Origin of the sequence: Treponema saccharophilum DSM 2985 (assembly GCF_000255555.1) — a bacterium.
GTDB classification, from domain to species: Bacteria; Spirochaetota; Spirochaetia; order Treponematales; family Treponemataceae; genus Treponema_D; species Treponema_D saccharophilum.
On record NZ_AGRW01000036.1, the window covers coordinates 90786 to 97006 of the forward strand.

Here is a 6221-nt window from a genome sequence, read left to right on the forward strand (position 1 = left end):
GCACTAGGTAGATTCCCGTTCCACCAAATCGTAATCGGAATAGAAGGCTTTCGCCTCCGTCACGATTCCGTTTCCGATGCTCACGAAAAGGTTCGCGGCCTGCTCGCCGAGGCTTCTCATGTGCTGGTCGACGGTCGTGAGCGCGGGGGTGACGAGAGAACTTATGCTGATGTCGGAAAAGCCGAGGACGCCCACATCGTTTCCCACGGAAAGCCCGCTTCCGACAAATTCCTTCAGCGCGCCGAGCGCAATCTGGTCGGAGACGCAGAAAACGAGGCACGGGAAGACGGGATTTCCGGCGATGAACGCGCGGGCGGCTTCCCTACCCGCCTCAAGCGTGTGGGGGCAGGCAATGACGGAGCAGTTTCCGAACGGAATCCCGTTCTCCGACGCGAATTCCTCGGCGGCACGGATTTTGTCCGCGGTCGTCCGCCACACCCTGTCGCCGAAGACGTACAGCCGCTTGTATGATTTTTTCGAGAAAAGGACGGAAAGCGCGTTTTTGGAAGCTTTTTTTTCGTCGACGAGGACGGAATAGAGTTTTTTTCCGCCGTCTATGCGCGAATTCACCATGACGACGGGATGGACCTCGCTGATTTTGCGGAGGACGCCCTCGTTCGTGTCGTCAACGGGACGGCTTCCGCAGATTATGAACCCGTCGACCTGCTTCTGGAGCATCATCTCAAGCTCCGTGCGCTCCTTGTCCATGTCGTTGTTCGTTATGCAGAGGATTATGCGGTAGTCGTATCTCCGGCACGTCTCCTCGATTCCCTTTACGATGTCCGCGAAGAACGGGTTCGCGATGTCCGAGATGAGAACGGCGATTATGCGCGTCGCCATCTTGTTCATCCCGCGCGCGAACGCGTTCGGCGTGAAGTTGTGCTCTTTTATCGCCTTCTGAACTTTCTCGCGCGTCCTCGCGCTGACCGCCGGGCTTCCGTTAATCACGCGCGAAATCGTCGCGACGGAAACGCCGCAGTCGCGCGCCAAATCGTAAATGGTATAGTTTTCGGTCATATCCCTGCCTGAATCGAAGTTTCCGGCGCGAAAAACGGCACATCCGCGCCGGAAACCCGAATTTATCCTACGTATTTGTGCAATGTGGCACGGACGGCGCCTTTTCCGGAAAGCTCCTCCCTGAACATGCCCTCAATCTTTTCGCCAAGCCCCGCCTTGTAGAGGTCGGAGCCGAAGATGTTCGCGTTCGAGAGGATGGGCTTGAGTTTTCCCTCCGCGCTCTCCGGTTTCCCCAACTCGACGCCGGACAGTTTCCCGCGGAGCTCGTCGAGCATCGGGTCGGGCGAAAGCTCGAACCCGTTCCCGTCGTCGTCCACCGCAAGAAGATAGCGGAGCCAGCCCGCAATTGCAAGCGGGATTGCGGTGAGTTTTTCGGCGCTGCCGTCCCGGGCGACATAGCTTTTTATCGTCTCGCCGAAGCGGATTCCGACTTTCTGAGACGTGTCGCAGGCGATTCTCTGCGGCGTGTCCGGCATGAACGGATTCGGGAGGCGCACATTGATTACCTCGTCGACGAACGCTTTCGGAGAGAGGATTTTCGGGTCGGTGACGACGGGCATTCCCTCGACTGGCCCGATTTTCGTGACGAGGGCGGACAAATCGGCGTCCCTCATCTCGTCCGCGATGAGCGTGTAGCCGAGAAGGCATCCGTAGACCGCGAGCGACGTGTGGAGCGGGTTCAGGCATGTCGTGACCTTCATGCGCTCGACGTTGTTCACCGTGTCGCGGTCCGTGAAGTACACGCCAGCCTTCTCGAGCGCGGGACGTCCGTTGGGAAAGCGGTCCTCGATGACGAGATACTGCGGCCCCTCTGCGTTGACGAACGGCGCGATGTACGTCTTGTGCGCGGAGACGAACGGCTTCATCTTCTCGATTCCCGCCTCCTCAAGCTTCCTTCCGATTTCCTCGCTCGGGCGCGGCGTGATTTTGTCTATCATCGACCACGGAAACGAGACGTTCCCCTCGTCGGAAAGCCACGCGACGAATTCGGCGCTGACCATCCCGCGTTCCTGCCATTTCCCCGCCATCGTGGTGACCGACGCGCGGAGCTTCTCCCCGTTGTGCGAGCAGTTGTCCATGCTGACGACGGCGACGGGCGCTCCCCCGCTCAAGAAACGGTGGAAAAGGAGCGCGGCGACCTGCCCCATGGCAGTCTTCGGCGCGGCAGGTCCCGAGGCGATGTCCGCGGAAGCGGCAGGAAGGAGCGAGCCGTCGGAACCGTAGAGCGCGTACCCTTTTTCCGTAATCGTGAAGCTCACCATCTGAAGCGACCGTGCGGCAAAAATCTCCTTCATGCGCCTCCAGCCGTCAGTGTCGCCGGAAACCGACTTGATTCCCTCGGCGAGCGACCCGATGACACGCTTTCCGACGCTCCCGTCCGGCCTGAGCGTGACGCCGAGGACGAGGTTGTCGTACGGGACATACACCTCGTCGATGATGTCGAACCCGAACGTCTCGGCGGCGATGATTCCCTTGTCGGAAAGCCCCCCGTTCAGGAGAGTGTCCTGCAATCCGCCGATGAACATGCGGAAAATGTTGCCCGCGCCGAAGTGCACCCAGACGGGCTCCTTCCGCGTGCGCTCCTGCATAGCCGCGACATCATACGACGGAATCGTGACGCCGGCTTTCTTCCATGATTCAGTATCCTTAAGACCTTCAATTGTAAGTTTCATACCTTGTTTCCTCGCAAAATTTCCCTGCCGGAAGCCGAAGTTTCCGAACGGTTTCATAAAATCGGAATGCTATTTCCTCGTCTGGCTTTTCTCGATTGCTTCCCACAGCCCGTTGAGATAAGAGGCGCCGAGCGCGCGGTCGTAAAGCCCGTAGCCCGGCATCGCCTTCTCCCCCCAAATCATGCGGCCGTGGTCGGGGCGGACTGGGCCGTCGAAGCCGATGTCGTAGAGCGCCTTCATAATCTCGTACATGTCGAAATTCCCGTCCGCGGAAAGGTGGCATGCCTCCTCGAAATCCGGCTTGCCCTTCCTGATTTTCTCTCCCGTCCACGAGGTGACGGCGCTTCCGTCGGGGCGCTCGAACGCGTTGAAGCGGAGGTTCCTCACATGAGCGAAATGGATGCGCCCCTTGAGGCTCCGAATCATCTCGGGCAGGTTGTTCTCCGGGTTCGTGCCGTAGCTTCCCGAGCAGAACGTGACGCCGTTGTGCGGGTTGTCAACCATCTTCATCATGCGGCTGATGTTCGCCTGGTTCGTGATGATTCTCGGAAGCCCGAAAACGCTCCACGCGGGGTCGTCCGGATGGATTGCCATGTTGATGTCGTATTCGTCGCAGACGGGCATGATTTTCTCGAGGAAATACTTGAGGTTCTCGAACAGCTTCTCCTCGTCGATGTCCTTGTAGAGCGCGAAAAGCTCCTTCACCTTTGACATGCGCTCCGGCTCCCAGCCCGGCATGACCGTCCCGTTCATGTCCCCGGAAATCGACGAGAACATTTCCTCAGGCTTTATCGCGTCGACAGCCTCCTGCGTGTACGCAAGCACAGTCGAGCCGTCCTCGCGCACGCGGGCAAGCTCCGTCCTCGTCCAGTCGAACACGGGCATGAAATTGTAGCAGACCATGCGGATGCCTTCCTCGCCAAGGTTTTTGAGCGTCTCGATGTACGCCCCGATGTCCTTGTCGCGGTCGGCGGAGCCCGTCTTTATCGCGTCCGAAACATTGACGCTCTCGATTCCGGCAATCCTCAATCCGGCGGCGGCAACCTCGTCCTTGAGCGCGCGAATCCGCTCGCGGCTCCACACCTCGCCCGGCTTCGTGTCGTAAAGCGTCGTTATCACTCCCTTGACGCCGGGAATCTGGCGGATTTGTTCAAGTGTCACGGTGTCGAATTTCGAGCCGTACCAGCGCAATGTCATTTCCATAGAGTGTCCTCCGAACCGGCATAAAAATATTGTAACCGGTTACATTTTTCATAGTACGCCATTTCACCGCGATTGTAAAGCCGGAATCCGCTTTTTCGGCCGCAAAAAAATCCGACGCCATATTGACAGCATTTTCCCGATTCATTAGACTCCGGCGCATCAAAAGCAAAGGAGCTCATGCATCGCGCATGGGCTCTTTTTTTGGACGAAGGCGTTTCAAGCGGGCACAGCCCCCTCCGAAGCGCCTTTTTTGATGCCGTTCCGGAAATATCGATTCAAAAAACTAAGGAGAAGAAAAAATGGAAGCAGTGCAAAAAATCGCAGCAGGAAGCGTTCCCGGCGCGGAACCGTGGAAAATCCTTGAGCGGCGGAACGGCCGTCGGGAAGCGGCTTTCCGAAAAAAACGGAGACGGAATATTTCGACCGCGATTTCATCGACCAGACTATAGAGCGCGCCATAGACGGCGCGATACCATTTTCAATCATGAACAGGAGGTGCACTATGACGGAATTCAGCTATTTTCTGCCCGCGAACATTCTTTTCGGTATCGGGCGAGTCGCGGAGACGGGGATTCACGCAAAAAGATTCGGAAGGAAAGCGCTTATCGTGACGGGAACATCGAGCGCGAAGAAAAGCGGGCTTTACGACAAAGTGAGGAAAAGCCTTGAGGACGAGGGAATCGCCACGGTTCTTTTCGACAAGGTTCAGCAGAACCCGCTGACGACGACGGCCGAGGAAGGGGCAGCCCTCGCCGTCTCGGAAAAATGCGACGTCGTCGTGGCTGCCGGCGGCGGCTCGATAATCGACTGCGCGAAGGGAATCGCGTTCCTCGCGGTGAACGACGGGGACATCAGCGACTACATCTTCGGGCGCAGGGAAAGCGGGAACGCTCTCCCCGTCATCGCAATCCCCACGACATGCGGGACGGGAAGCGAGGGGAACGGGTTCGCGGTGCTCACGAATCCGGAGAACGGAGACAAAAAAAGCCTGCGCTGCCCCGCCATTCTCCCGAAAGTCTCAATCGTCGACCCGTCGTGCATGATGACAATGCCGCCGAGCGTCCTTTCTTCGGTCGGATTCGACGCGCTGTGCCATTGCATCGAATCATACACCGCGAAAAAATCACAGCCGTTCTGCGACGCGCTTTCATCCCGCGCGATTTCTCTCCTCGCGGAACACCTTCCCGCCCTGTACAGGCACATAAAAGCAGGCGCGGCTGCGACAGACGAAAGCCTGCTCGAATCGTGGGAAGCCGTGAGCCTCGCCTCGACAATCGGAGGAATGTCCATCGGCATTTGCGGCGTGACGCTCTCTCACGGAATGGAGCATCCCGCAAGCGGGCTCCGCAACATCGTGCACGGCAGGGGACTGTCCGCCATCACCCCGTCCGTCACCGACTTCACGGTCAGGAAACTGGCGGAGGAGCGCGGGAAAAATCCGGCAAAGGAAAAATTTGCCCGCGTCTCGAGCCTTCTCGGCGGCGGCGGCATCCTTGACTGCGCGCAGAAAATCCGCGAATTCATCGAGTCGCTCGACCTTCCCGAAAACCTCGGCGCGCTCGGCATCGAAAAGGCGGACATTCCCTGGATGACGGAAAACTGCCTCAAAGTCTCCGCCGGCAATCTCGCGAACATGTGCGTGGACGTGAAAAAAGACGACATCGCGCGGATTTACGTGGAGGCGGTCGGATGAGCGGGCTCGAGCTTCGGAAAGCGTCTGTCGAGGATTTTCACCTCGTCTTCCCGCTGATAAAATCGCTGTGGTCGTACAACGAGTACGAGGAGAACGCGACGAAAGCCGTTTTCAGCGAGATTGTCGGAGGAAAGAGCACCTTCGCCGTCGTCGCCGAAAGAGGCGGCGAAATCGTCGGTTTCTGCCACGGGGATTTTTTCAGCACGCTCTGGATGTGCGGAAAAACATGCTACCTTTCGGGAATCATCACGAAGGAAAGCGAGCGCGGAAAAGGAATCGGCAAAAAGATGCTCAATTATATAGAAGGAATCGCAAAATCCGCCGGCTGCCGCGCGATTATCCTCGAGTCGGGTATCCCGCGCACCGCCGCGCACCGCTTCTACGAGAGCAACGGCTTCGAGAAAAGCTGCTACGGCTTCGAGAAAATCCTCTCCTAGCCATCAGGACTTTCCAAAAACAACCGGAAGGCTGCGTCCCCGAATCGCCGGCTTACTACCACCGCACCGGCGCCACGGGCACGGCCTTCCTTTTTTCACGCCTTTTCCAAATTTTTTACCATTGTGTACGCGCGAGCGCTTGCTCCGACACAGCCTGACTCAGAACGTGAAAATGAACCGCAGGCGCGAAATCCCATC

At 58.0% G+C, this 6221-nt stretch carries 5 protein-coding genes; 2 read left to right on the plus strand and 3 right to left on the minus strand.

Going from position 1 to position 6221, the window contains the following annotated elements; translation table 11 throughout:
* Window positions 1-3 precede the first annotated feature (3 nt).
* From TRESADRAFT_RS03235 to uxuA, 3 genes are all read right to left on the minus strand, one after another.
* Window positions 4-1017, minus strand: a complete 1014-nt coding sequence (locus TRESADRAFT_RS03235) for a LacI family DNA-binding transcriptional regulator (RefSeq protein WP_002702821.1) — start codon at window positions 1015-1017, stop codon at window positions 4-6.
* 62 nt (window positions 1018-1079) lie between these two features.
* Window positions 1080-2690 carry a mannitol dehydrogenase family protein gene (locus TRESADRAFT_RS03240; RefSeq protein WP_002702823.1) on the minus strand — a complete coding sequence of 537 codons (1611 nt, stop codon included), beginning with the start codon at window positions 2688-2690 and terminating at the stop codon, window positions 1080-1082.
* Between the two features lie 69 nt (window positions 2691-2759).
* The gene (uxuA, locus tag TRESADRAFT_RS03245; protein ID WP_002702824.1) at window positions 2760-3893 is read right to left on the minus strand and encodes a mannonate dehydratase; all 1134 of its coding nucleotides are present in this window, start codon (window positions 3891-3893) and stop codon (window positions 2760-2762) included.
* Window positions 3894-4395: 502 nt separating this feature from the next.
* Here uxuA and TRESADRAFT_RS03255 point away from each other — a divergent pair.
* Window positions 4396-5586 (plus strand): iron-containing alcohol dehydrogenase, encoded by a 1191-nt coding sequence (locus tag TRESADRAFT_RS03255; RefSeq protein WP_002702825.1) that lies wholly within the window; start codon window positions 4396-4398, stop codon window positions 5584-5586.
* Entirely contained in the window at window positions 5583-6023 is a 441-nt protein-coding gene (locus TRESADRAFT_RS03260) for a GNAT family N-acetyltransferase (protein ID WP_002702826.1), read from the plus strand. Before TRESADRAFT_RS03255 ends, TRESADRAFT_RS03260 begins: the two co-directional genes overlap by 4 nt.
* The last annotated feature ends 198 nt before the right edge of the window (window positions 6024-6221 follow it).

Coding starts and splice junctions, on each gene's coding strand:
- TRESADRAFT_RS03235 (WP_002702821.1), bottom strand. CDS start 1,017: ATGACCGAAAACTATACCATTTACGATTTGGCGCGCGACTGCGGCGTT.
- TRESADRAFT_RS03240 (WP_002702823.1), bottom strand. CDS start 2,690: ATGAAACTTACAATTGAAGGTCTTAAGGATACTGAATCATGGAAGAAA.
- uxuA (WP_002702824.1), bottom strand. CDS start 3,893: ATGGAAATGACATTGCGCTGGTACGGCTCGAAATTCGACACCGTGACA.
- TRESADRAFT_RS03255 (WP_002702825.1), top strand. CDS start 4,396: ATGACGGAATTCAGCTATTTTCTGCCCGCGAACATTCTTTTCGGTATC.
- TRESADRAFT_RS03260 (WP_002702826.1), top strand. CDS start 5,583: ATGAGCGGGCTCGAGCTTCGGAAAGCGTCTGTCGAGGATTTTCACCTC.